General features: G+C 40.1%; 19 protein-coding genes. 6 read left to right on the top strand and 13 right to left on the bottom strand.

Features of this window, described 5'->3' with window-relative positions:
- Nucleotides 1-13 precede the first annotated feature (13 nt).
- The 6 genes from BIZ36_RS07905 to BIZ36_RS07880 form a co-directional block, all read right to left on the bottom strand.
- Complete coding sequence (locus tag BIZ36_RS07905; protein WP_187457342.1) at nt 14-2425, bottom strand: alpha-ketoacid dehydrogenase subunit alpha/beta; 2412 nt, start codon at nt 2423-2425, stop codon at nt 14-16.
- Nucleotides 2426-2587: 162 nt separating this feature from the next.
- On the bottom strand, nt 2588-5440 hold the full coding sequence (locus BIZ36_RS07900; RefSeq protein ID WP_222937308.1) for a gluzincin family metallopeptidase: 2853 nt from the start codon (nt 5438-5440) through the stop codon (nt 2588-2590).
- A 9-nt stretch (nt 5441-5449) separates the two neighbouring features.
- The gene (locus tag BIZ36_RS07895) at nt 5450-6136 is read right to left on the bottom strand and encodes an LOG family protein (RefSeq protein WP_187457341.1); all 687 of its coding nucleotides are present in this window, start codon (nt 6134-6136) and stop codon (nt 5450-5452) included.
- A 79-nt stretch (nt 6137-6215) separates the two neighbouring features.
- Nucleotides 6216-9053: an excinuclease ABC subunit UvrA gene (uvrA, locus tag BIZ36_RS07890; RefSeq protein ID WP_187457340.1), complete on the bottom strand. Its 2838-nt coding sequence runs from the start codon at nt 9051-9053 to the stop codon at nt 6216-6218.
- Between the two features lie 113 nt (nt 9054-9166).
- Entirely contained in the window at nt 9167-9943 is a 777-nt protein-coding gene (locus BIZ36_RS07885) for a TIGR03915 family putative DNA repair protein (protein WP_187457339.1), read from the bottom strand.
- A gap of 31 nt (nt 9944-9974) precedes the next feature.
- Nucleotides 9975-11237, bottom strand: coding sequence for a putative DNA modification/repair radical SAM protein (locus BIZ36_RS07880; RefSeq protein ID WP_187457338.1), 1263 nt, complete (start codon nt 11235-11237; stop codon nt 9975-9977).
- 167 nt (nt 11238-11404) lie between these two features.
- Here BIZ36_RS07880 and BIZ36_RS07875 point away from each other — a divergent pair, with 167 nt between their 5' ends.
- Complete coding sequence (locus tag BIZ36_RS07875) at nt 11405-12169, top strand: XRE family transcriptional regulator (protein ID WP_187457337.1); 765 nt, start codon at nt 11405-11407, stop codon at nt 12167-12169.
- A gap of 3 nt (nt 12170-12172) precedes the next feature.
- Here BIZ36_RS07875 and BIZ36_RS07870 read toward each other — a convergent pair whose 3' ends face one another.
- Genes BIZ36_RS07870 through BIZ36_RS07860 form a run of 3 tightly spaced genes read right to left on the bottom strand, consistent with a single transcriptional unit; the run spans nt 12173 to nt 14935 of the window.
- Nucleotides 12173-12607, bottom strand: a complete 435-nt coding sequence (locus tag BIZ36_RS07870) for a GNAT family N-acetyltransferase (protein WP_187457336.1) — start codon at nt 12605-12607, stop codon at nt 12173-12175.
- A gap of 21 nt (nt 12608-12628) precedes the next feature.
- A complete protein-coding gene (gene ggt / locus BIZ36_RS07865; RefSeq protein ID WP_187457335.1) occupies nt 12629-14326 on the bottom strand; it encodes a gamma-glutamyltransferase in 1698 nt (565 codons plus the stop codon).
- A gap of 18 nt (nt 14327-14344) precedes the next feature.
- Nucleotides 14345-14935 carry an acyl carrier protein phosphodiesterase gene (locus BIZ36_RS07860; protein ID WP_187457334.1) on the bottom strand — a complete coding sequence of 197 codons (591 nt, stop codon included), beginning with the start codon at nt 14933-14935 and terminating at the stop codon, nt 14345-14347.
- 81 nt (nt 14936-15016) lie between these two features.
- Between BIZ36_RS07860 and glmM the strand changes: the two genes are divergently transcribed.
- Nucleotides 15017-16405: a phosphoglucosamine mutase gene (gene glmM, locus BIZ36_RS07855; protein ID WP_187457333.1), complete on the top strand. Its 1389-nt coding sequence runs from the start codon at nt 15017-15019 to the stop codon at nt 16403-16405.
- 12 nt (nt 16406-16417) lie between these two features.
- The gene (locus tag BIZ36_RS07850) at nt 16418-17200 is read left to right on the top strand and encodes an endonuclease/exonuclease/phosphatase family protein (protein ID WP_187457332.1); all 783 of its coding nucleotides are present in this window, start codon (nt 16418-16420) and stop codon (nt 17198-17200) included.
- Here the strand turns inward: BIZ36_RS07850 and BIZ36_RS07845 are convergent.
- The gene (locus tag BIZ36_RS07845; protein WP_187457331.1) at nt 17178-18185 is read right to left on the bottom strand and encodes a sterol desaturase family protein; all 1008 of its coding nucleotides are present in this window, start codon (nt 18183-18185) and stop codon (nt 17178-17180) included. The genes BIZ36_RS07850 and BIZ36_RS07845 overlap by 23 nt on opposite strands.
- A 66-nt stretch (nt 18186-18251) precedes the next feature.
- Complete coding sequence (locus BIZ36_RS07840; RefSeq protein WP_187457330.1) at nt 18252-19139, bottom strand: lysophospholipid acyltransferase family protein; 888 nt, start codon at nt 19137-19139, stop codon at nt 18252-18254.
- A 57-nt stretch (nt 19140-19196) separates the two neighbouring features.
- On the opposite strand from BIZ36_RS07840, the gene BIZ36_RS07835 reads away from it, so the two are divergent.
- Together BIZ36_RS07835 and BIZ36_RS07830 are read left to right on the top strand one after the other, a co-directional pair.
- The gene (locus tag BIZ36_RS07835; protein ID WP_187457329.1) at nt 19197-19847 is read left to right on the top strand and encodes a rhomboid family intramembrane serine protease; all 651 of its coding nucleotides are present in this window, start codon (nt 19197-19199) and stop codon (nt 19845-19847) included.
- A gap of 168 nt (nt 19848-20015) precedes the next feature.
- On the top strand, nt 20016-21653 hold the full coding sequence (locus BIZ36_RS07830; RefSeq protein ID WP_187457328.1) for an LVIVD repeat-containing protein: 1638 nt from the start codon (nt 20016-20018) through the stop codon (nt 21651-21653).
- Nucleotides 21654-21726: 73 nt separating this feature from the next.
- Here the strand turns inward: BIZ36_RS07830 and BIZ36_RS07825 are convergent, their stop codons facing one another.
- On the bottom strand, nt 21727-22857 hold the full coding sequence (locus BIZ36_RS07825; protein ID WP_187457327.1) for a TlpA disulfide reductase family protein: 1131 nt from the start codon (nt 22855-22857) through the stop codon (nt 21727-21729).
- A gap of 96 nt (nt 22858-22953) precedes the next feature.
- Nucleotides 22954-23466: a hypothetical protein gene (locus BIZ36_RS07820; protein ID WP_222937307.1), complete on the bottom strand. Its 513-nt coding sequence runs from the start codon at nt 23464-23466 to the stop codon at nt 22954-22956.
- Between the two features lie 86 nt (nt 23467-23552).
- Between BIZ36_RS07820 and BIZ36_RS07815 the strand changes: the two genes are divergently transcribed.
- Nucleotides 23553-26465 (top strand): FAD-binding and (Fe-S)-binding domain-containing protein, encoded by a 2913-nt coding sequence (locus BIZ36_RS07815; protein WP_187457326.1) that lies wholly within the window; start codon nt 23553-23555, stop codon nt 26463-26465.
- Nucleotides 26466-26484 lie beyond the last annotated feature (19 nt).

The following is a 26484-nucleotide window of genomic DNA, read 5'->3' as shown; positions in this document are numbered from 1 at the left end:
GATAAAATAAAATCTAGCGAAGTTTTGGAAAGCTATCCGGGTCACTTTCGTGCATTATTGCATAAACCTTTTCAAAAACATCTTCTGTGTTCGGTTTTGAAAAATAATCTCCATCACTGCCATAGGCAGGTCTATGGGCTTTTGCACTAATAGTATGCGGTGCACTATCCAAGAATTGATAGGCTCCCTGTTTTTCTAAAATTTCGGTAAGAATATAGGCAGAGCATCCACCTGGGACATCTTCATCAATTACTACTAGACGACTAGTTTTTTCAACGCTTTTTACTGTATCATGATAAATATCGAAAGGGAGCAAGGTTTGAGCGTCTATAACTTCGGCATCGATACCAACTTCCAATAACTCTTTGGCCGCTTGTTCCACAATTCTGAGGGTAGATCCGTAAGACACTAGAGTAATATCCGTTCCTGATTTAACTGTTTCCACTTTTCCAATTGGGGTACAAAAATCGCCAAGGTTCTGTGGTTTTTTTTCTTTAAGTCGGTAACCGTTCAAGCTTTCAATAACCAGAGCAGGTTCATCGGTTTTCATCAGAGTATTATAGAAACCGGCGGCTTGGGTCATATTTCTTGGGGAAAGAATGTACATGCCCCTGAGGGAATGAATCAAAGCACCCATGGGAGAGCCCGAATGCCAAATCCCCTCCAGCCTATGACCTCTAGTACGAACAATAAGAGGTACTTTCTGTTTTCCAAAGGTACGGTAGCGTAGACAGGCAACGTCATCTGTTAAGGTTGCCAATGCATAAAAGATGTAATCCAGATATTGTATCTCGGCAATGGGTCTTAGCCCTCTTAATGCCATGCCTGTACCCTGGCCAATAATGGTAGTTTCCCTTATTCCGGTATCTGCAATTCTATCCTTGCCAAATTTATTCTGTAGGCCTTCAAGACCTTGGTTCACGTCACCAATATTCCCGGTGTCCTCTCCAAATACAAGGGCATTTGGATTGTTCTCAAACAACTTTTCAAAGTTATCCCTTAAAATGATACGCCCGTCCACTTCCTCTGTACCATCCTCATAAATAGGCTTGATTTCCGGAATGTTGGTAGCTCTATTTGGTCCCTCATTGTAAAGGTCAGCACTATATTTTGGCTGCGTATCTTGTAAAAAGTTATTGGTCCAATTTACAAGTTCTTCCTTTTGTGGATGGGTTTCACCAATCAAATACCGGATTGCCCTTCTGGCAGCTTGTGCCATTTCCTTCTTTAAAGGCTCCTCATTGGCAATAAGGTCATTTTTGATTTTACTAATAAAATTTTTGTTAGGACTCTTATGTGCGGCAGCTTCTAAAAGGGCTATCAACTTTTTTCTATGTGGCCCGTGGGTAGAAAGATATTCTGCCCAAGCTTCTTTTTTGGCCAACCTTACCTGTTTGGTAATATTTTTTTCCAATGCGCTAAGCTCTTCCTCAGAAGTAATTCCAGTTTCAAGAATCCATTCCCTAAAACGCTTATTGCAATCATTTTCCCGCTCCCAATTTAGACGTTCCTTGCTTTTGTACCGTTCATGCGAACCGGATGATGAATGTCCTTGCGGTTGGGTGAGTTCCGTAACGTGAATCACGACGGGTACATGTTCTTCCCGAGCAATATCCGATGCATTTTCATAGGCGTGCATCAACGCGGTGTAATCCCAGCCTTTTACCTTGAGCATTTCAAACCCAGGTTTTTCGGAAGTTCTTTCAAAACCGGAAAGCATTTCTGAAATGTCCTCCTTTGTAGCATGATATTCAGCCGGAACCGAGATACCATAATCATCGTCCCAAATACTAATGACCATGGGAACCTGTAATACACCTGCGGCATTTATGGTTTCCAAGAACATTCCTTCACTGGTACTTGCGTTACCAATCGTTCCCCAAGCAACCTCATTTCCATTATCCGAAAATTTGGAAGCATCCACATTCTTAAGTTTTCTGTACATTTTAGAAGCTTGGGCGAGGCCTAACAGACGGGGCATTTGCCCAGCTGTACAAGAGATATCGGCACTACTGTTCTTTTGTTGGGTGAGATTTTTCCAACTTCCATCTTCATTGAGACTATAAGTCACATAGTGGCCACCCATTTGCCTACCGGCGCTCATGGGTTCCATTTCAATATCCGTTGTGGCGTAAAGGGAATGAAAAAGGTCTTTGGGAGTGAGCAATCCAAGTGCCATCATAAAAGTTTGATCTCTATAATAACCACTACGCCAGTCCCCATTTTTAAATGCTTTGGCCATAGCCAACTGAGGAAGCTCTTTTCCGTCACCAAAAATGCCGAATTTAGCCTTCCCTGTAAGTACTTCTTTCCTTCCTAATAAACTGCAAGTTCTACTTAATACCGCAATTTTGTAATCGCTGAGAATTTGAGTCTTAAAATCATCGAAAGAAATATCATTACTGGTTTTTGGTGAAATATCCATTGAAGTCTTTTCGGTTTTCACAAAAATAGCAAATACTATACATTTTTACAATCACAAAAATTCTTAAAAAATTTACCGATTTTCAAAATAAATTTCAGAATATCTATCGATTATAGAATTATAAATAAAAAAACACCGTTTAACTGAGGATTTTTTAATAAATTAGAACCACTTTCTTGTAAATAAACCGGTTAAGGTTTTGGGGCTCACTGTGATGATAAATCTAATCTTTTCACCGTAGTTAGGTTGGGAAATTTCCCAGCCGTTATTGGAATAAAGAGGAAAATAAAGTTCAAAATAATCGGTGAGCAGATTGAGCCGCACGCCGGAGTCGTAAACAAATTTGGCGGGGATACCTTTGTTTTTAACGTAGCCCAAATCCCCATAAACCTCAATCCACCTCCAAAGATTAACACTGCTGTTAATGGTTGCCATCCAATCATTGGCAAAGCGAAACCGCTCTGGCATAAAGGATTTAAAACCACCTTCTGCGATTATAATTTGCTGACTATATAGTCCAGAATCTTCTGAACGCCCTAAATAGCCATAGTCAAAAAGGTAATCCGTAGGTCTGTCCAAAGCAAAGCTGAAAAAGTTAGGGTCTCTGTAGTCTGTTGTATTGTTCCTCAAAAATTTTCCAGCAAAAAAACGAAGGTTTAATTGCCTGTTACTTTCAAAAAGTTGCCGGTATTCCATTTCAAAGGATAGCTTGGAGAAATCCTTTGCGTGCTGACCATCTGCAAACCAAGATAAATAGTTAATGATCCCTGGGTTGTGATTAGTATATCTTACATTAAAAACACTATAATCCGGAGGGGTTTCAAAATCGATTAAATTTTCATCCTTATTTCTTAAAACATTGATGAACCTAAAGGAAAGAAATTCCCTTTTGTTGGAAATCAGGTGATCGGGCCGCCAGCCTAAGGAAAAAGAAGGGGTTATTTTAGTATATCTGGAATTTTCCTGAAAATGGTAGGTAGATGCCCCCAAAGCATAATTAGCTACGTAAAGTCCACTTTTGCTAAGATATTTGCGGTAACTAATGCTTCCGGAACCAACAAAAGATTGTTCGCGAAAAGAATAACTGGGAGCAACATCATAAACAAATGGCCTTTCCAAGAACGTTTTATTGTACAATCTTAAACCAGGCGTCCATCCATCATAAATATTAAAATTTAGTACCGGTACATAAAAAACCTGGTTGTAATAAGGGTTTTCCGAATCTTTAAAAAAGGTAAATTTCAGTTTTTTATTACTAGAGAAGAAACCACCCAAGGATTTCCAGTTGTCTCTCTGATTAAATTCTGGAATTTTCTGATCGTAGTTTAGTACCAACCTTTTTTCATCATTTCTAGGGATACTAACTACCTTTTGATCATCAATATTGGAAAACCAATATTTGGATACCACACTATCGTTTTTTAAGCCAAAGAGTGAAATGGGAACATTGGTGCCTTTTTTATTCTTTATGGTTATATGAAGGGAATCTTTGGTCTTTTCAACATTTTTAATTTTGAAATCGATTTTACGATCTGTTGAAACATAGTCTTGAAAAAACCAATCAATATTTTTATCCGTCATACGCTTCATGATGGATTCAAAATCCAAGGTTTTTACCTTGCTCAGTTGATAGTGCTTATAAAAGGTCTTTATTCCCTCGTCAATTTTTTCTTTTCCTACATAACTTGCCAAATAAGAGAGGCCTAGGCCTGCTTTATATTTATTGGCTATTTTTTGGTTGAACCTAATAAGGCTATCATTTGAGGTAAGTAGGGGTTGGTCCAGATTTTTTCTCGAGGTGAGCATGTAAAGAAACGGATACTGCTCATTAAAATGCATCTTTGCCAAATTAAAACTTCTTACGCCCCATATCCTTGAAAGTTTACCAAGTAATTTTTGATCGGGGTAATATTGATTAACGTATTCGATCATTAAATAATTGGCAATTGCATCCGTTAACCATTGATCCTTTCTGGCATCTAGAAAAAGAGTTTCTTCCAAAATATTGATCAAAGCCGTTTTTAGGAACTTCATTTCATATTGAAATTGTTCTTCATAGGGTCTTATAAATGATGGTAATTGATTAATGCCATATAATGGATTCTTTTTATAATCCAACTCACTTACCAACAAATGGGCATGGGGGTATTTACCTAGGTTTTGACTGATAAACTCAGTCACCCTATTGATGGACAAACCTTTACCCACCACATTGTATTTAGGAGCCTCAATATCCGTTACTACTGTCATTTGAGGGGTTACGTGGGTAAGGAAGCGTCTTTCTTGAGTGAGTATGATTTCACAGTTCTTTTGCTGCAAAGCCCTTAACTGTGCAATTTGTCCATTTGAGAATTGACTACTTCCCAAAACTTCAAAATTTGAAACTAAATGTAAATCTCTTGGGAATGTGAAATTTACATTGGTATGCGTTACATCCGTATGGATATCCTCAAGGTTTTTGTTGCTATAGAGGTGCCAAGACCCATCAAAATAGGATGGGGTAAGGTACCAGTCCTTTAAGTAATAATTATTTCGTTTATCGTAGCCGTAGGACGTAAATTTATTTTCCGGCAATTGAACCGTATAGGTAAGAAAAAGTTTTGCCGTCTCGCCAGGTCGTAAAGGCGAATTTAGTTCTATTCTTATGATGTCCTTTTCAGTGGTTCGTTTCCAACGCAATCCTCGATAATTGTCATCAACGGCACTTAAAATAGTGGTAAAACCCCTTTCTTCATCTTTTGCCAAATGAAGACTCTTTTTAAACTCTTCATCAAATCTTTTGGCTAGCCCTGTATTTTTATCGGAATAGGCATGGGCCCAATCGTTAAAATACAGAATGTTTAAAATAACATCGGAGTCATTTTTATAAATGAATTCCTGCTGTACGTTTATTTGCTTGGTTTCCCCATCTAAACTGGCCGTTAAAGTATTGATATGCTGAGCCATGGTTACGCCAGTAGCCGTAAAAAATAGGGCTAGGAATAGCGCAGCCGTTATGGGGAATTTATGTACCAAAAAATAGAATTAGAAGTTAGGACTTAGGGTGTGCCCTTTGTAGAATGCGTCAATAATTTCTACCACTTCATCTGCCGTGTCTACCATTTTAATCAGGTCCAGATCATGCGGACTAATATTCTTTACCTCCAGCATGGTATTCTTTACCCAATCCATTAATCCGGACCAAAATTCCGTACCCACGAGAATAATAGGGAATTTTTCAATTTTATTGGTTTGAATCAAAGTGATGGCCTCAAAAAGTTCGTCCAAGGTACCAAAACCACCGGGCATTACTACAAAACCTTGTGAGTACTTCACGAACATTACTTTACGAACAAAGAAATAATCAAAGTCAAGACTTTTGTCCGGGTCAATGAACGGATTGTCATGTTGTTCAAAAGGTAAATCTATGTTTAGCCCCACTGAAGTTCCACCGGCTTGATGTGCACCTTTGTTTCCTGCCTCCATAATTCCAGGTCCGCCTCCCGTAATTATTCCGTAACCAGCTTCCGCAATTTTTTCGGCGATAGATACCGATAATTCATAATACTTGGCTCCGGGCTTGGTTCTTGCCGACCCAAATATAGAGACGCAGGGGCCTATAGTACCCATTTTTTCAAATCCGTTCACAAACTCTCCCATTATCTTGAAAATGGCCCAAGAATCGTTTGTTTTTATTTCATTCCACCCTTTATGATGTTGTTCCTTACGCATATATGTGCAGTTTCAATATTCAGCGATGCCGAATTTAAGCTTTATTTTATACTTCTAGCAAGTCCTGGTGAGGCGTACTCTAGGAATGGGGCAATTCCTTTTTAAGAAACTTTGCCGTGTAACTCTTGTTGTCCTTGGCCACCTCTTCCGGTGTTCCTTTAGCAACTACCATGCCACCCCCACGTCCACCTTCATAACCAATATCGATGATATAATCTGCCATTTTGATAACATCCATATTGTGCTCAATGACCAAAATGGTGTTTCCTTTGTCTACCAATTTGTTCAAAACTTCCATAAGAACACGAATATCTTCAAAATGAAGCCCCGTTGTAGGTTCGTCTAAGATATAAAAGGTGTTGCCCGTGTCCCTTTTTGATAGTTCAGTGGCTAATTTTATTCGTTGTGCTTCCCCACCTGATAGGGTGGTGGATTGTTGTCCCAAGGAGATGTAACCAAGGCCCACATCTTTAATGGTTTTTAGTTTTCTGTGGATTTTAGGAATGTTTTCAAAGAAATCTACCGCTTCATTAATGGTCATTTCCAATACATCTGCGATGGATTTGCCTTTGTAGCGTATTTCTAGGGTTTCTCTATTGAACTGTTTACCATTACAGGTTTCGCAATCAACATATACGTCCGGCAAAAAGTTCATTTCTATTACCCGAAGTCCGCCACCTTGACATGTTTCACACCTACCGCCTTTCACATTAAAACTGAACCTGCCCGGTTTGTAACCTCTAATGGCCGCTTCTGGAGTTTTGGCGAAAAGTGAACGAATCTCACTAAAAACACCGGTGTAAGTGGCAGGATTGGATCGCGGTGTTCTTCCAATAGGAGATTGGTTAATGTCAATCACTTTATCTATATGCTCCAACCCTTTAATTTTTTTATAGGGCATGGGTTTTTTGACACCATTAAAATAGTGGGCATTCATGATAGGGTAAAGGGTCTCATTGATCAGCGTAGATTTACCACTACCTGAAACACCGGTTACTCCGATCATTTTACCTAATGGAAATTCTACGGTGACGTTTTTTAGATTATTGCCGGTACAGCCAGATAGGACAATTTTTTTTCCGTTTCCTTCACGACGTTTTTCCGGAACAGCAATTTCCTTGGCTCCCGTCATATAGCCTGCTGTGAGCGTATCGTAATTTTTTAATTCTGCTGGAGTACCTTCTGAAATGATCTGTCCGCCGTGTTTTCCTGCCTTAGGACCAATATCGATTACATGGTCTGCTCGTTCTATCATATCACGATCATGCTCCACGACGATTACAGAGTTGCCAATATCTCGCAGGGATTCCAATGATTGTATCAAGCGGGTATTGTCCCTTTGATGCAAACCTATACTGGGCTCGTCCAAAATATAGAGCACTCCCACCAATTGGGAACCAATCTGTGTTGCCAACCGAATTCGCTGTGCTTCACCACCCGATAAAGATTTAGAACTACGGTTTAGGGAAAGGTAATCAAGGCCTACATCCAATAAAAAGTTAATTCTAGCCTTGATTTCCTTAATGATTTCTTCGGCTATTTTCTTTTGGTTTCCAGAAAGACTACTTTCCAAATTTTGAAAAAAATCAGAGAGGTCCGTTATATCCATGTGGGCCAACTCAGCAATATTTTTCTCACCAATCTTGAAATTAAGTGATTCTTTGCGCAATCGAGAACCTTCACAAACGGGACACGTAATCTTGTCCATAAAATCTTTGGCCCAGCGCTTTAGGGAAGTAGTGCCTGCCTCTTCATATTGATTTTTTATAAAATTAGCGATGCCTTCATAATCAATTTTGTAGGTTCGTTTTACACCTAGGGTTTTGGAATTGACTTCAAAACTTTCATTGCCCCCGTGCAACAAAACTTGCATTGCTTCCGCAGGTATTTTTTCAATGGGGTCGGTCAATTCAAATTCATATCGCTGCGCAATGGTTTCTACCTGCTTAAAGGCCCATGATTTTTTATAATCACCCAGAGGAGCTATGCCCCCAGATTTAATACTAAGCTTTTTATTGGGAAAAATTTTATTTTCGTTCACCTCATGAACATGGCCCAAACCATTACAATTAGGGCACATTCCTTTTGGGGAATTGAACGAAAATGTATTTGGTTCAGGAACAGGGTAGGAGATACCGGTAGTAGGACACATGAGGTCCCTGCTAAAATACCGCGCTTCCGTTTGGCCTTCTTCCAAAATCATGAGCACATTATCCCCACTGTACATGGCCGTATTGATGGTTTCGCTAAGACGCTTATCCATTTCCTCGGTATCGCTCACTTTTAGGCGATCGATTACAATTTCAATATCATGGGTCTTGTAACGGTCTACTTTCATGCCCTTTACAATATCCTTAATTTCGCCGTCTACTCTAACCTTTACAAAACCTTGCTTGCCTATCTGTTCAAAAAGCTCCCGATAGTGGCCTTTTCTGGATTTAATGGCGGGAGCCAGCACATTTATCTTTTTTCCATTATAATTTTCCTTAATGAGCTCTTTAATCTGCTCATCGCTATAGCTCACCATTTTTTCCCCGGTATTATAACTATAGGCATCCGCAGCACGCGCAAAAAGCAAGCGCAAGAAGTCATAAATTTCGGTTATGGTTCCTACAGTGGATCGAGGCGATTTGGAAGTGGTCTTCTGCTCAATGGCGATTACAGGGGAAAGGCCATCGATTTTATCAACATCGGGCCGTTCCAGTCCGCCAAGAAATTGCCTTGCATAAGCCGAGAAAGTTTCTATGTAACGACGTTGGCCCTCCGCATAAATAGTATCAAAAGCCAAGGAGGATTTTCCACTACCGGAAAGTCCAGTTATTACTACCAGTTTTTCTCGGGGAATGGTAACATCTATATTCTTGAGGTTGTGAACGCGGGCGCCCTTTACCTCTATATTTTCTTCGTAATTTATCATTTTCGATAGCAAAGCTGCAAAGGTACGGTTTTAAGCAGTAATCAAGAAGCTGACCTTATCTATTTCTAGCGCTCTAAAGCCTTAGATTTTAGGACAATCAACTCTTTCTACCCCTATACAACTTCCCTCTTTTCACTGAGGTATTTCCAATATCTTTTGGGTACATGCTGTTGATGAAGTTTTAGGTTGATCCTACTTTTAATATTGGTGCTTTTAAAGTAGTTGTTCCAAAGGTCTTGAAAGTCATATTCGGCAGGGGTGAGCGAATCACTTTTATGGATCCTATTGGTGAGTAATTCTTTTAGATCCATAGTTACAACCTCCACCTTTTTTAAATCGTAATAGAGTCCGTATTTACGTTTCACATCATAAATCAACCAATATTGGTCCGCATATCTACTTCTAAAATGTTTTGAAATCAAGGGAAGTACATTAAAATCAGGTTCTATATTCGCAAAATAAATTCCATCCTTGGTGAGCTGAAAACGCACAAAAGCTTCCATACGATGTTTTTCACGACCTACGGATTTTGCCAGTTGGGAAATTTTTAGGACTATTCCATCAGAATAATCGGAAGGGGAAGTATCCAATTTTGAGAACAATTTTCTAATGTAACGGTACAAAAGCATCTCTATACCCTTGCTTTCACTTAAAAAGGCAAAATAGATTTGCTTGATGGCCGTATGACTTTTTTTGTCAATGCCATACCATACCCGTTTAGCTTTTACATTGTCCGTAATGACCGTTTCCGATTCTGAAAACAATCCACTTTGGTATTCATCCTCCCTTTGAATATCGCTAACGGATACTTTTTCGTCAAAGGCGGTAAAAACCGCAGTTAAAAAGCCGTTGAAGCTACCATCATAAACTAAAATTTTTGAATTGATCATTTTCTAAGTGCATTAGGGTTCTTTTAAACTATCATGAAAAGAGTTGTAATTGGTTAGAGTATTCTTTTCGAAATTTGCCGGAAGAATTTTGAAGAATTAGGCCTTTGATTCTACTAGGTTCCAAATCTCTTTTTTCCCATTTGCTGGAATCACATATCATAAAATATTTTGCCCTGTTCAAGGCAATTCCAATATTTTTAAGGTGCTCCCAATTGAGTTTTCGAAACTTTCGGGCGTTTATAATCTTGTGAACGGATTGCATTCCTATTCCCGGAATTCTTGCTAGCATAGCCTTATCCGCCCGGTTAACATCTACTGGAAAGTGCTGCATGTTTCTAAGGGCCCACCCCAGTTTAGGGTCCACATCCATATCCAAGTTTGGGAAATCTGCATTCAAAATCTCCTTGACATGAAAACCGTAAAATCGTAATAGCCAATCGGTTTGGTAAAGTCTGTTTTCTCGCAATAAAGGTACTTGAGACCCTATGGCTGGCAATCTTTTGTCTTCCGCAACAGGTACGTAACCCGAGTAATACACCCGTTTCATGTGGTAGTTCTTGTAGTAATGGGTGGCAGAATACATGATGTCCTTATCCGATTCCCCTGTGGCGCCAATTATCATTTGCGTACTTTGGCCTGCTGGGGCGTATTTGGGAGTACTCTTTATGATTTTTTTCTCCGCTTTATATTGAAGAATTTCATTTTTTACCTTGAGCATAGGCTTGGTGAAATCTTCATAATTTTTATCGGGAGCCAATAATTTTAATCCTGATACTGTTGGAACTTCAATATTTACCGAAAGACGATCTGCATATAACCCCGCTTCTCGCATCAGCTCATCACTTGCACCGGGAATCGATTTTAGATGAATATAACCATTGAAATTCTCCTCCTCCCGAAGCTTTTTGGCTACCGCCACCAAACGTTCCATGGTATAATCGGCACTTTTGAAGATTCCTGAACTCAAGAACAGACCTTCAATATAATTTCTGCGATAGAAGTTGATGGTAAGGTCAACTACTTCCTGAATTTTAAAAGCGGCCCTTTTAATATCGTTGCTTTTACGGGTTACGCAATAAGCACAATCATAAATGCAATAGTTGGTCATTAATATTTTTAATAAGGATACGCAGCGCCCATCTTCCGTATAGCTATGACAGATGCCCATGCCCGTACTATTTCCAAGCCCTTTATTTTTATTTGTCCTGTTACTACCGCTACTGGCGCAGCTCACATCATACTTGGCAGCATCTGCCAGAATATTCAATTTTTCTTTAATTCTCTCGAATGACATAGCATTTATTGTAATTATTCCAAAATTATGGATTAAATCCTAAATATGGAAATAATCCAAAAAAATTAATGGAATATGTCCAAAAAATGTATATTTGAGTGCTACTTAGAAAAGTTTTTCGGCTTTTATAAGAGGTATGGATTTGAAAATCAATAAGTTTTTGAAGTATGGAGAACGAGCTAACCTTAAAACGATTTACAGATTTACGAAGGGAGTTAGGGTACACCCAGGCCGAATTTGCCAATCTAATCGGTGTTAAAAACACGACTGCAGATATTGAAAGGGGGCGCACCAAACTCTCCGGAAAGGTTGTAGCCGAGCTTTTAAAGCAATTTAAAATAAATCCGCTATGGTTGTTTGGTGAAAGTGAGAACAAACATCTGGAAACCTCGCATACCAGTGTTATTCCTAAAGTGGTTACCGTAGATGCCGAAGACCGTGAGAATATGGTGCTGGTAAATGCGAAAGCTGCTGCCGGCTATCCTCAGAACATACAGGATACCAGTTGGTACCAGCAGCTACCGGCTTTTGATTTGCCCATCCCGGAATTTAGAAATGCCACCTACCGGGGTTTTCAGGTTGAGGGAGACAGTATGCTGCCCAATTTAAGACCGGGGGAGTGGGTTTTGGCGAAAGCCGTTGAGCATATAGATGATGTAAGTCCCAATAAGATGTACGTGGTGGTGCTTCAAGATGCAGTTCTGGTCAAAAAAATAGAGCGGAGGCCCAATTCCAATAATATAACCTTGGTATCCCTCAATGAATCCTATCCTCCGTATGAAATAAAGCCCTTTCAGATTCAGGAATTATGGCAGGTGAGCAGCCGCATCACCTTTGGAGAAGACGCAAGCACCGAAAAAGGCCTTCTTAAACAATTACAGGAATCCATGGAAGAGCTTAAAGGGCAACTTAAACATGTAAAGAAAGTCTGATTCTTATTTTCTAAAGCTCAAATTGTAAACGCCACTTTCCCTGATTTTAAATCCGAGGCTTTTGTAAAGGTTGATGGCAGGTGTTCTATGATGACCCGTGAACAGCATAACTTCATCTATGCTTTTTCTTCTTGCTTCCTCGAGCAGACTTTCCATAAGCATTCGGCCAATTCCTTTTCCTCGGTAGGCCTCATCAACAACAACATCTTCTACCAAGCCCCTAAACCCGGAAACTACTTTATAGGTGGCCATTAGTGCGATGCCTACAATTTCTTCCTTCTCATCCTTACAGACCATGAATATAACATGGTTGTCTTCTTGTAGTACCTGATGTAAGGGTCGGGGGATTATGGTATCGTTCAGCTGTTTGTACAGGGTTCGTATTCGTTCCTGATTTTTATTATTAAGTTCAAATTTGTGTAAAACTTCAATAGTCATAATAACTTTTTCATTTTCTAATTAAAAACCTACGGCGGTATCGTCCCCCCGTTTATCGGCACCACCTTCCAATCGACCATCTTCCAACACTCGAATAGCATCTACTTTTCCAATGATTGGAGTGCGCTCTTCATTGATATTATAGCCCTTGGATTTTAAATTGTCTTTCAGTTCTTGCGAAAAACCTTCCGGTTCAAAGATAACAACATCTGGCAACCATTGGTGATGAAATCTGGGGGCATTTACCGCCTCTTGCATGCTCATATTAAATTCGTATCCATTTAAAATGGTCTGTGCTACGGCGGTTATAATGGTAGAGCCTCCGGGTGTACCTACCACCATCCAAAGTTTGCCTTCCTTTTCTACAATGGTGGGAGTCATGCTACTCAGCATTCTTTTTTCTGGTGAAATGCTATTGGCCTCGGCACCTATGAGTCCAAACATATTGGGTACACCAGCTTTTGCGCTAAAATCATCCATTTCGTTATTTAGAAAGAAACCCAGTTCATCACTATAAAGCTTTGATCCATAGGCACCGTTGAGAGTGGTGGTGACAGATACGGCATTTCCTGCGGCGTCAACAATTGAATAGTGGGTGGTTTCCATACTTTCGGCCATTTGGATGTTTCCTTCTTTTACCTCTTCGGATTTCGTGGCTTTTTCAAAAGAAAAATCGGCCATACGCTCCTTTAAATATGATTTGCTCAAGAGCACATCCAAAGGAATATCGGTAAAATCTGGATCGCCTAAATAATAATTCCTATCCGCATAGGCGCGGCGTGCAGCTTCCGTAAATAATTGAATCGCTTTTTCCGAATTCGGCCCATATTGGCCAATATCATGGGGCTCTATCATTTTAAATATCTGATGGATGGTTACCCCGCCACTACTTGGGGGACTCATAGAGATAATCCTTAAACCTTTATAATTAAAAATAATGGGCTGTCGCCATACGGCTTCGTATTTGGCTAGATCTTCTTCCGTTACGAAACCTCCTTTATCTTGAATAAAGGCGGCCAAGGTTTGGGCTACTTCCCCCTTGTAAAACCCATCGTGTCCTTTTTGGGCTATGATACGCATGGTTTTGGCCAATGCCGGATAGGTAACCATATCGTTCACCTTGCTATCAATGGGAAAGGTGGTTGAACTATCGTTCACTTCTAATATTTGCTCTTTGGCCCACTCAAATCGCTTGGCTTGGTTTTCGGTAACGACAATACCTTTTTCGGCCAATTCGATAACCGGGGCAAAAATTTCTTCTAGGGGCAGGGAGCCGAATTTTTTATGAACCGCCATCATCCCGGCCACTGTTCCTGGCACTCCAACTGCGGTAGCTCCCTTAGTGCTCATATTGGGAATAACATTTCCAAGGGAATCCAAATACATGTCCTTATGAGCGGAAAGAGGCGCTTTTTCGCGGTAATCCAATGCGCCTACATCACCGTCTGCTTTGCGGTAGACCATAAATCCCCCGCCACCTAAATTCCCCGCAAAGGGGTATGCTATTACCAAGGCCATTTCTGTAGCTACCATAGCGTCAAAGGCGTTACCTCCTTTTTTTAATATTTCAACACCAATTTTAGATGCTTCTTCCCTTGCGGATACCACCATCGCTTTTTCGGCTACTACACCCGTGGGGGCCGCTGGTTTGGTACGGCAGTTAACAAATGCTAATAGAGCAAGAAAAAATAAGATTTTTGCTAAAGGACTTTTTTTCATGATCGGTCAGGTGTTTAGTTAGTCAATTAGGGATATATATTTGTGCTTTGAAAAGACAATCAGTTCTTCAAAGAAATCTGTGAATTCCTTTTCAAAATCGTCGTAATGTTTTTCAAGGTCTACAATGGCAAAATTCATTTTTGAACGATTTTGGGTGCGCCGGTTCATACCGTTCAGTACCTTCCCTATACCTTCCATTTTAGAATAATTATAGATCCAATTATCCGCAATCATATAGGGCATCATTCTTTTGGTACCCTGCGGCAAAATAGGGTAGTGGTTTTCTAAAAGGTCGTAGAAACTCTCAACATAGGAATCCAGCGGAATTTCACTGTAATTTTCCCAGTTTTTTGCCAAAAAGTGGTCGTAAAAAATATCTACGATGACACGGCTATAATGGCTGTAATTTTTGTGCAGGCGTTTGCTGCTTATTTTCGGAATTTGATGTGAATCGGTAAACGTATCGATTTCACGGTGTAGTAAAATTCCTTTTTGAACTTTTTCGGGCAGGTGGTCAAATCTGTTTCCCCTAATGCTATCGGCAATGAAATTGCCAATGGTGATTTCTTCATCGTCAAAAGAAAGGTAGATGTGTGCAAGAAAATTCATTGCCTCGAATTTACAAATTGCTTACGTAGGTTTTGATGTAGACCATTATATTTGCTAAAACTTTTACTAGATTTTTAAAATATGACACTGATAAAATCAATTTCTGGAATTAGAGGAACCATTGGAGGCAATCCTGGCGATAATTTAACACCTATAGATGCGGTAAAATTTACGGCGGCCTACGGTACTTGGTTAAAAGATTATTCCAAAAAAGAGAAATTGACAGTGGTTATTGGTCGCGATGCCCGTCTCTCCGGTGAAATGATACAAAATTTGGTGGTTTCCACTTTGGTAGGATTGGGAATAGATGTGGTGGATTTGGACCTATCTACAACCCCTACAGTAGAAATTGCGGTGCCCTTGGAAAAAGCGGATGGCGGAATTATTCTAACGGCCAGCCACAATCCTAAACAATGGAATGCATTGAAGTTGCTTAATGAAAAAGGAGAGTTTTTAGATGCGGAGCAAGGTGCTAAAATTTTAAAAATAGCCGAAGATGAAGATTTCGCTTTTTCGGAAGTGGATGATTTGGGAAGCATCCTTAAAAACGATTCTTACATAGATATACATATTGACGAAGTGCTCAATTTAAGTTTGGTGGATGCCGATGTCATCAGAAAATCAAAATTCAAAGTGGTTGTTGACGGTGTGAATTCTACCGGAGGTATTGCTATTCCTAAATTATTGCAAGAAATTGGGGTAGAGGTTGTTAAGCTTTATTGTCAGCCTACGGGGCATTTTCCTCATAATCCAGAACCCTTAAAGGAGCACTTAGAGGATATTTGTAAGTTGGTGGTAGAGGAGGAAGCCGATTTTGGAATTGTAGTGGATCCCGATGTGGACCGGTTGGCGTTTATAGATAATACGGGTGAAATGTTCGGTGAGGAATATACTTTAGTGGCCTGTGCCGATTATGTGTTGGGTAAAACCAAAGGAAATACCGTTTCTAATCTGTCTTCTTCAAGAGCTTTGCGAGATGTAACTCAAAAGCACGGTGGTACCTATGAGGCCGCGGCCGTCGGAGAAGTAAACGTTGTGACCAAAATGAAGGCCAACGAGGCCATTATTGGAGGAGAAGGTAATGGCGGAATTATTTACCCAGAAAGTCATTATGGCCGAGACGCCTTGGTGGGTACAGCCTTGTTTTTAATGTTGATGTCCGAAAGAGGTGGGACGGTAGCCGAATTAAGGGCCAGTTATCCGGCATATTTTATGAGCAAGAAAAAAATACAATTGACTCCTGAATTGGATGTGGACGGTATTTTAAAGGCCATGGCCGAAAAATACAAGGACGAGGAAATTTCCACCATAGACGGGGTAAAAATTGACTTCCCGGACAATTGGGTTCATTTGAGAAAATCCAATACGGAACCTATCATCCGTATTTATACCGAAGCAGGGAGTCAGCAAGCAGCGGATGAACTCGCCGATCGTATTATTGGTGAAATCAAGACCGTAGCCGGAATTTAAACTTTACGAATTATGAACAACTTTAGGGGTGCACTGTTTATATTGTTTTTTGTTCTATCAGGATATAAGAACTATGCTCAGGACACCCTTAGGGTAATGAGTTTTAATATACTACATGGGGCCACTTTAGAAAACGATTTTAATTTGGATTCCCTTGCAGGCATTATAAAATCGTATAATCCGCATCTAGTAGCATTGCAGGAAGTAGATTTTAAAACCAAGCGTGCCAAAAATCATGACCTGCCTACGGAGTTGGGCTATCGTACTAAAATGGCACCTTTATTTGCTCGTGCCATGTATTACGATGGAGGTGAATATGGAGAAGGAATTCTTTCTAAATTGAGTTTTGTTTCTTCAGAGAATTTGGCCTTGCCACATTTGCCCGATTCCGAACCAAGGGCTGCCGCTATCGTGCGAGTAGAGACCGCCAATAAGAATATCGTCCAGTTTGTGGGTACGCATTTAGATCATCAACAGGATAGTAAAGACAGGGAAATGCAGGCAAGGGCTTTGGTAGAGCGATTTCATAAGGATTCCATTCCCACGCTTTTATTGGGCGATTTGAACGCCGAACCCAACAGTGAAACCATTTCAATTCTCAAAAATGTTTTTGAACAAGGTGCTTCGGAGGAAGTTAAACAGCCTACTTACCCATCTAAAGCCCCAACTAAAAAAATAGATTACATTCTTTTTGATCAGTCAGGGCGTTGGAAATTATTGGATTATAAGGTCTTATGTGAAAACTATGCTAGCGACCATTGTATTGTAATGGCTACGCTGCTGCTTTATCCTTAGTTTTTTGGGCATTAAAGTATTCACTTCGCACTACTTTTGAGGTCATATGGGCTCCCGTGTGGTTCCATCCCGGAGGCATTATGACATACATCAATTTATTTTTGATGCCAGGGGCTTTCCAAATGTCTTTTCCGAGCGCAACAAATTCTCCAAAATAGACATCCATAAAATTGCCCGAATCCATTTCACGGGTTATTCCGTAACGTATTTTTTCATATTCCTTTTCCTCTTGATAGGTGCCAAAGGCGCGGTCCCAAATATTCAATAGATTGCAAAAGTTGGTATCCATATATAAAGGGTTTTTCGCATGGTGTACCCTGTGATGGGAAGGTGTTAAGATGTACTTGCCTAAAAAACCAAAATCAGCTTTTTTCATCACATTCTCTCCAACATGAATAAATGCTCCGTAGGTACCGTCAATGAACATGATAACAAAAAGCATTTCAGGCTGCACCCCTGCGAGAATACAAATAATGGTTCTGATAGTATCTGCATAAGGCGCTTCCAAAAAGAAATGAGCGTAGGTTACCGATAGGTTCATATCCTCGGGCGCATGGTGCGTAGAATGCAGGCACCAGAACAAACGGACCTTATGGCCAAGGTAATGGTAAATAAAATGCCCAAATTCCCAAATAATATAGGCGTAAATGAACCAGTACCAAGTTGGGCTGGTTTGAAATATGGCCAAAGGCTGAAACCAACCAATGCAGAGGGTAACCATGGCAATGGCTATAAACCTTCCTACAAAACGGTTAAAAACATAAATTAAAAAATTAACCTTGTAAACCCGTGTTTGAGGCTTTTTATAGGCCAATCCTAAAATTAGTTCTAAAAAAACCAATAAAGGAATTATGGGAATAATAAAAGTAGTAATGCCTTCATACGTTCGAAGGACCTCATAATTGCCAGACTTTAAAATTTCCCAAGCTTGGGTGATTCCGAAAAAGCCGACCAGCTCCTCATAGAGGGTTTCAAGAATTTCCATGGACACTAGAATTTTTGGTTGTAAAAATGGTTTGGTCCTGAAATATAAAAAGAACTTCTTAGAATTCTATAAAAACTCTTGAGGAACACTATTTCTGTGTTTCCATCGTCTATGGGTCCATAAGTAATGTTCCGGTCTCTCCTTAATTTGTTGTTCTGCCAATCTTAAGAAGGTATCTGTAATTTCATTCTTTTCTGTTTGTTTCCCAGAAGAGGTAATAGGTATAAATTCAGCGTTATAATAGCCTCTTTTTACTTTGGATACTTTTAGAAAAACCACGGCAAGGTCCATCTTACGTGCCATAATTTCTGCGCCGTTAACTACAGGAACTTTTATACCCATAAATTCTGCCCAGTAATGGGCCAAGTGCTTTTGGGGAGATTGGTCGCTCACCATTCCAAAAATTCCCCTGACATTGTCACGATGATTTTTAACTACCGTAGGAACCACCTGTTTTTGGGTGATTAAGGTAGTGTTCCACTTAGAGCGTACTTTCTTGACCCAACTGTCAAAGTACTTGTTACTTATTTTTTGATAAACTGCATAGCCTTTAGAACTGTAATAGTTATTGATGCTCACGTTCCATTCCCAATTGGCATAATGGGAGCAAACCACTAAAATTGTTTTTGATTTTTCCAGCTCGCGTACCACATTGGGATTAACAACATTGTAACGTCTCTTAACCTCTTCTTTAGAGAGCCCCATTGTTTTCACCATTTCTAGGAAAGTATCGCAAAGATGTCTGTAGAACTTTTTTTCAATGGTTTTTAGTTCTTCATCGGATTTATCCGGTAGCGCCATTTTAAGATTGTCCCTAACTACTTTGGTCCTATACCCAGCAATTCTATATACTATAAAATTAATAAAGTCTGAAAAGGCGTAAAAAAGTCTATAAGGTAATCTGGAAACAAGCCAAAGTAGGGGGTAGGCCAGAACAAAAACAAGCAATTGCATGGTTCGGTTTTAATTGGCAAATATAGCTATATTTGAACCGATTATAAGTTGTGTTGCATGTACAATATGGATTTGGCCACAATAGCGGTCATCGCTGCCAATATACTGGTTTCCTTAAAAGGCTTTAACGATACTTCATTTTTTGAAAGGTATAAGTTCAATATTTCGGCTATAAATGCGGGCCAAAAGGATAGAATGCTTACTTCTGGGTTTTTGCATGTAGATTGGGCACATCTTTTTTTTAATATGTTCACCCTTTATTTCTTTGCACCTGTAGTGATTGGGTGGCTTGGAACGGGGAAATTTTTGGTTGTCTATTTCGTTAGCTTGTTGGCCGGAAGTCTTTTGGCCATGTTCTTCCATAAAAATGAACCTTATTATAGTGCTGTAGGTGCTAGTGGTGCCGTAACAGGTGTTTTATATGCCGCTATTTTATTACAACCTGATATGCGCTTGGGCTTCATGTTTATTCCTATACCGTTACCTGCTTACGTTTTTGGAATTGGATATCTTCTATATTCCATTTATGGGATGCGAAGTAGAATAGGTAATATTGGTCATACGGCCCACTTTGGTGGTGCAGTGGGAGGCTATGTTTCCACCTTGCTATTTCTTCCGCAGTTATTGGTGCAAGAAACCTTTATGGTCTTATTATTGGCCGTGCCCATCATTGTATTGTTCGTAATGGAAAAGATGGGTAAAATATAATTTCACTTCTTTTTAAGAAGCTATTTATTTACCATTCATCGAAACTTTGGGGCATCTCACGGCTCCATTTCTGGCCGTTCATCGAAAAAACTTGTACGAAAATATACACTTGCCCTAATTTTGACGTTTAATTAGAACCCAAATCTAATTGATTTAAACCTGCTTATAATGAAAAGAGTTTCCCTAACCGCTATTGCGGCGCTCTTATTCGCCGTATCGTGTAGCGATGAAACTACGGTGTATAACGATCCATCTGAGGATGTTGCCGTGGAAAAAAGCGAATCCGTTTTAAAAAACAGTATTTTATTTGATGATGCCGGTGTGCTGGAAATTGCCAGTGAAGCTTCGCTTTCAGGCAAATTTGCCAAAGGGGCCGAAGAGGAAGCTGGAGATTATCCGCTTACCTTGGTAGCCCGAGTGGATCCACCTTCCTATGCTGGAGCTGAGAACTTAACAGCTTCTCACGTGCATGTGGACAATGATTATGCCTATGTGTCCTATAATACGGTAGAGGATGGTTATGCCGGTGCAATTGATATCGTTAATGTGAGCAACCCTAACGATCCTCAAGTAACTTCAAGGCTCTACTATACCAATGCAGATATCAATTCAATAGAATATAATGATGGGTATGTCTATGCGGTTGGTGGTGTAGATTCAGAAAAATCCGTAAGGGCAACTTCTAATTCATTTGTAGTTAAAATTCCGGTTTCTGGAGGAAGAATGGATACAGGCGCGGGACTTACTTATGGTTTTCAAGAAGGATTCAATGCTACTGACGTAGAGGTATCCGGTACTAAGGTTTTTGTAACGAGTGGAAAAGATGGACTGATTACAGCTTATAATAAATCTGACCTAAGCATTGTAACCGACGCTTCTTTTGCAGATTTACGCTCAGTTGCCTTGCATAATGAAACTATTGCCGTGTTGGATGCCAGCACAGGAATTGTACTCCTTGACCAAGGATTGAACGTAAATAAGGAAATCGCTATTGATTCAGATTTTGGTAATTTCAGTAAGCGTACGTTGGATATAGACGATAACAGAATTGTAGTCTCTGAAGGCGCTAAAGGTGCTGGAATTTACGACCGCTCAAGTGGAACCTTAAAGGAGTATGTGCCTATTATGCTTAATCCGGAAGGAACAGAACAGGTAAACATTGTTACCAACGCAGTTGCTACCAACGAAGAAGTATTGTTAATGGCCAACGGTGGTGCAGGATTGTGTTTATCTGAAACTCAAGAGGACAATACCAATTTAGTAGGTATTATTGACCTTGATGGTTCCATTAATTACGTGGAGTCTAAAGGAGATTATATTTTTGCGGCGTCTGGAAAATCCGGTCTTCAAATTGTAAAACTGAACAGACCTGATACGAGTCTAGCTGCGCGTTGTGAGGATTTACCAATTTATTGGGGTAGCAGTAGTTTATCTGTCAACTCCGGAGAGACAAAAGCGTATCGCGGTGCAAAAAGGTTTAATAGGATTACCGTTAACGGTTCTTTATTGCTTTGCGGATCTTGGACGGTAACAAATAATTCCTATATCAATAGCGATGGACTTTTTGAAATGAACGGTACCTTTGTCATTGGTAGAAACAACAGACGTAGGGATATTACGGTAAACCAAGGGGCAACCTTTAGAGTTGAGGGCAACCTTACTATTTATGGGGACTTGGTTTTAAATGAAGGTTCAACCATTGAATTTATAGGCAGTGACTCTGAGGTTAACATTTTTGGGGAGGTTAAAAAACTTGGAAATGTAACTGTTAAAGGCGAATTCAATGATGTAAGAAATAAATTCTAACTCGAAATAGTTCAAACTAAAAACCCCGAACAGCTATGTTCGGGGTTTTTTATTTCCGTGTATTTTGTTTTTTCTAATTAAGTAGCTCAGCAACCTTTTCTTCCAAAGCTGGGCCACGAAGGTTTTTAGCAATGATAACGCCGTTTTCGTCCAAAAGAAATGCAGCTGGAATAGCATTAACATTGTATAGCTTGGCGATTGGGTCATTAAAATAAGCTACATGCGAAACATGGTTCCATGTGAGTCCATCGTCTTCAATCGCCTTTTTCCAAGCATCGGCCGTTCTGTCCAAAGAAACTCCAATAATATTTAATCCCTTATCGTGGTACTTGTTATAAACTGATACTACATTAGGGTTTTCGGCTCTGCAGGGTTTGCACCAGGCAGCCCAAAAATCGATTAAAGTAACTTTGCCTAAAACATCGGCCAGAGCCACATCCTTACCGTCTGGATTAGGAGCGGTAAATTCAGGTGCCTTTGCGCCAATGGAAGTATTCTTCTCATTTTCCTCGGCCTTTTTCTGGGCATCCAATTTTTCCATGATACTTTTGGCGATCTTGGTATTTTTGATTTCAGGGGAAAGGGCATCATACATTGTTTGGGCTTCCTCCGCAGTTACGGTTCTGGTACCAACGGCTCGATCTATCAATAGAGCGGTAATCAAGGCGTCTGGATGTTGTTTGATGTAATCCAGTTCAAAATTCTTGTAAGTTTCCTGAAGCTCCTGCATTTCGTCCCGTAAGGAAATTGCTGTTGCCGTATCCCTACTTACATTGGCCTGTTGCATATCTTGTTGAATGGACTGGGCTCTTAAGGTAAGTTCCTTGGATTGCTCCATATAATCCGTGAAGGTTTCATTTTGTGGTGTACCTTTTACTTCTGCCATACCAAGACTGTCCTTTTGTGCGGATAATTGGATGGTGCCGTTTTCAAGAATCACGGGAGCATATCCCATTAAGTTTTCCACAAAAAGGTAATGCATTTCAGGCGCATCCATTTTACCGGTAAAAGTGAATTTTCCGTTCTCCAACTTCGTGGTATCAACATCTACAGGTTGTCCATTCTCACCTACAGCTCTCAAATAAACGTTGGTGCCGTTTTCAACTTCTCCTCGAATGTTCCCATCAACGGTATATCCTTCCGGTTTTTGATTACAAGCACTAAGGCCAATTAAAATGGATAAGGTAGCTACTATTCTTTTCATTATATGATTTTAGTTGCGGTAAAAATAGTCATATAGTTAAAATAAAAAAAGCCCTTAACATTTGCTGTTAAGGGCTTTTTTTTAAGTGGTTTTGGTTTAGAATTGATACCGTACCCCAAGGGCAACATCAAAATTAAAGGTATTGTCAAACTCGCTATATCCTATAAGTCCTAATTCCGGTCTAAAATCCAAGGAAACCAATAATGGAAAATCAAAATTATATTCCACACCCACATCGCCGGCCACAAAGACAAATAGTCCTCCATCGGGGTCGTAAGGTATGCCGTTATTGTTAAGTTTAGGGGCAAAATCTACACTTCCGGCACCGCCCCCAACACCATAGAACCAGTTAAAACCACGGTCAATATTATAGACCCATTGGTAAATACCGGTAAGTTTAAGGGCGTCAAATTCCCTGCTGTCCCTCCAGCCTAGATCAATTTCTGCCCGGGTATATCTACCTATGAGCTTTTGATAGGAGATTTCAGCGCCAAAGCCATCACTATCACCTAATCTTAAACCTAGGGCATGATCGGATATTTCTTGTGAATATAGGCTGTTAAGGGCTGCAAAAAAGGCCAAAAAGGCAAGTAACTTCATTTTTTTCATAATCATATTCAATTTTGTCTAAAAACAGTTTTAAGCTGTTCCGTTCAAGCATAAAAACTTAATTTAGCGAGCAAAATTGTCTACCATTGAATAAAAATTTACTCGAGGGATTGGGAGCATCCCTTCAAGGCCAGTTATTATCTGATGAATTAACCAAGGCATTATATGCTACAGATGCCTCTGTATACCGTAAAATACCTTTAGCGGTTACCTTTCCGGAAACAACGGACGATATTAAGAAAATCATCCATTTTGCCAGTAAGAATGGAGTGGGTATCATTCCTAGGACGGCAGGTACATCCTTGGCAGGGCAATGTGTGGGCGATGGTATTGTGGTAGACGTTTCTAAAAACTTCACAAAAATCGTTTCTTTGGATGTGGACAAAAAGCAGGTTACGGTACAACCTGGGGTTATTAGGGACGAACTTAACCAGTATCTGGCACCACACGGACTATTTTTTGGACCCAATACATCTACCGCCAATAGATGTATGATCGGGGGCATGGTAGGTAATAATTCTTCAGGAACTACCTCCATACAATATGGGGTAACCAGGGATAAGATTATTTCAATGAAGACTATCTTATCTGATGGAAGCGATGCCGAATTTACATCCCTGTCCGTAGATGAATTTCAAAAAAAATTGAAAGGGTACGATTTTGAAGCTTCTATTTACAACAGCATATATAAAGAGCTATCTAATAAAGAAATAAGGGAAGAGATAGAAGCTCAGTTCCCTAAGCCTGAAATACATAGAAGAAATACAGGTTATGCTGTAGATGAATTATTACACAATGCCGTTTTTAGTGAGAATGGGGCAGATTTCAACATGTGCCAATTGCTGAGCGGTAGTGAAGGTACATTGGCCTTTACAACAGAAATCACTCTGCAGTTGGATGATTTACCTCCTGCATACGCCGCAATGGTAGTTACCCATTATCACACGCTAGAAGATTGTTTGTTGGATGTGGCACCAGTGATGGAACACTCGCTTCACTTGTGTGAGATGATGGACAAGGTAATTTTGGACTGTACCAAAAATAACCGAGAGCAATTAAAAAATAGATTCTTTGTTGAGGGAGACCCTGCGGCGTTGCTTATGCTGGAGCTAAAGGCCAACACCCAAGAAGACTTGGATGTTCAAATAAATTCCTTACAAGCTACTGTTGCTAAATCTGGGCTGTCCTATGCCAACCCCGTATTGTATGGGGCGGATATTAACAAGGCCATCGAATTAAGAAAGGCCGGATTGGGGCTTTTGGGTAATATGGTAGGGGACAAGAAAGCGGTGGCCTGTATTGAGGATACAGCTGTGGCTGTGGAAGACCTCAGTGCTTTTATAGCGGAGTTTACCGCAATTATGAAAGGATATAACCAAAGCGCCGTGTATTATGCGCACGCCGGTGCGGGGGAATTGCATTTGCGACCCATCCTTGATCTTAAGAAAAAAACCGATGTTGGTCTTTTTAGGGATATTACTACGGATGTAGCAAAGCTTACCAAAAAATATAAGGGTTCTTTTAGTGGGGAACATGGTGACGGTATCGTTCGGGCGGAATTCATACCGCTAATGATCGGGGAAAAGAATTATGAGCTCTTGAAAAGAGTGAAGTCGTATTTTGACCCTAAAAATATATTCAACCCCGGTAAAATAGTGGATGCCTTTCCTATGGACGAATCCCTTCGCTATGAAATTGATAGGGAAGAACCGGAAGTGGAGACTTTGTTGGATTTCTCGGATAGTCAGGGTATTTTAAGAGCTGCGGAGAAGTGCAACGGTAGTGGTGACTGCAGAAAGACGGAAAGTATGAAGGGCGCAATGTGCCCAAGTTATCATGCCACCCGAAATGAGAAGCATACCACAAGAGGGAGAGCGAACGCATTACGTGAGTTTTTGACCAATTCCGATAAGGCAAATAAATTTGATCAAAAGGAACTAAAAGAGGTTTTTGATTATTGTCTTAGCTGTAAAGCTTGCTCCAGCGAGTGCCCTAGCAATGTGGACATCGCCACATTAAAAGCGGAATTTCTATATCAATACCAAGAGGAAAATGGGTATTCCCTGCGCAGTAAATTGTTTGCCCATAATACCAAATTCAACAAATTGGGAAGTAAGGTATCTGGGTTGACCAATGCTATGTACGACTCTTCGTTAATTGGTGGGTTGCTAAAGAAAACGGCCAATGTAGCACCTCAAAGAAGTCTTCCAAAAGTTTCAAGTTTCAATTTTGATAAACATTTGCAACTATATAAAAAACAACAACCTGCCAAAAAAAGAAAGGTGGTTTTGTATATTGACGAGTTCAGTCATTATTTGGATATTGAACTGGGCAAGGATGCCATAGAACTTTTAGTTAAACTGGGTTATGATGTGCAGCTATTTTATGCTGAAAGCGGACGTACCTATCTTTCAAAAGGTTTTTTAAAACAGGCCAAAAAATTGGCATTGGAAAATATTCCAAAGCTTAAAAAATTCGCAGATGAACAGTTGCCGGTCATTGGATTGGAACCTTCCGCAGTCTTGACTTTTAGGGATGAGTACAAAAGGTTTGTCAAGGATACGGAAACCACCAACGCCATTGCATTAAACTCCTACTTGTTAGAGGAGTTCTTGGCGCAGGAAATACAAAAAGGGGAACTTACCTCAAACCTGTTTACCAAAGAGGCCAAAACGGTTAAAATTCACAGTCATTGCCATCAAAAATCATTGAGCAACCAAAAAGTAACGTTTGATGTGCTCAACCTACCGGAAAATTATTCGGTTTCCATTATTAGCTCTGGTTGTTGCGGCATGGCGGGGTCCTTTGGATATGAGAAAGAACACTATGAAGTAAGCATGCAAATAGGGGAGCTTAAATTGTTTCCAGCGGTAAGGAAGAGCCCTGAGGACACCATAATTTCAGCAAATGGAACGAGTTGCAGGCATCAAATTTATGACGGAACCAAAAGAAAGGCTTTGCATCCGGTTACAATATTAAAAAATGCTTTAATAAATTAGAGGTTAATCGCGCTGGTCT

The organism is Cytophaga sp. FL35 (assembly GCF_014349235.1).
GTDB lineage: Bacteria > Bacteroidota > Bacteroidia > Flavobacteriales > Flavobacteriaceae > Euzebyella.
The sequence above is the reverse complement of the archived record's forward strand: the minus strand, read 5'-3'. Positions and strand labels throughout refer to the sequence as shown.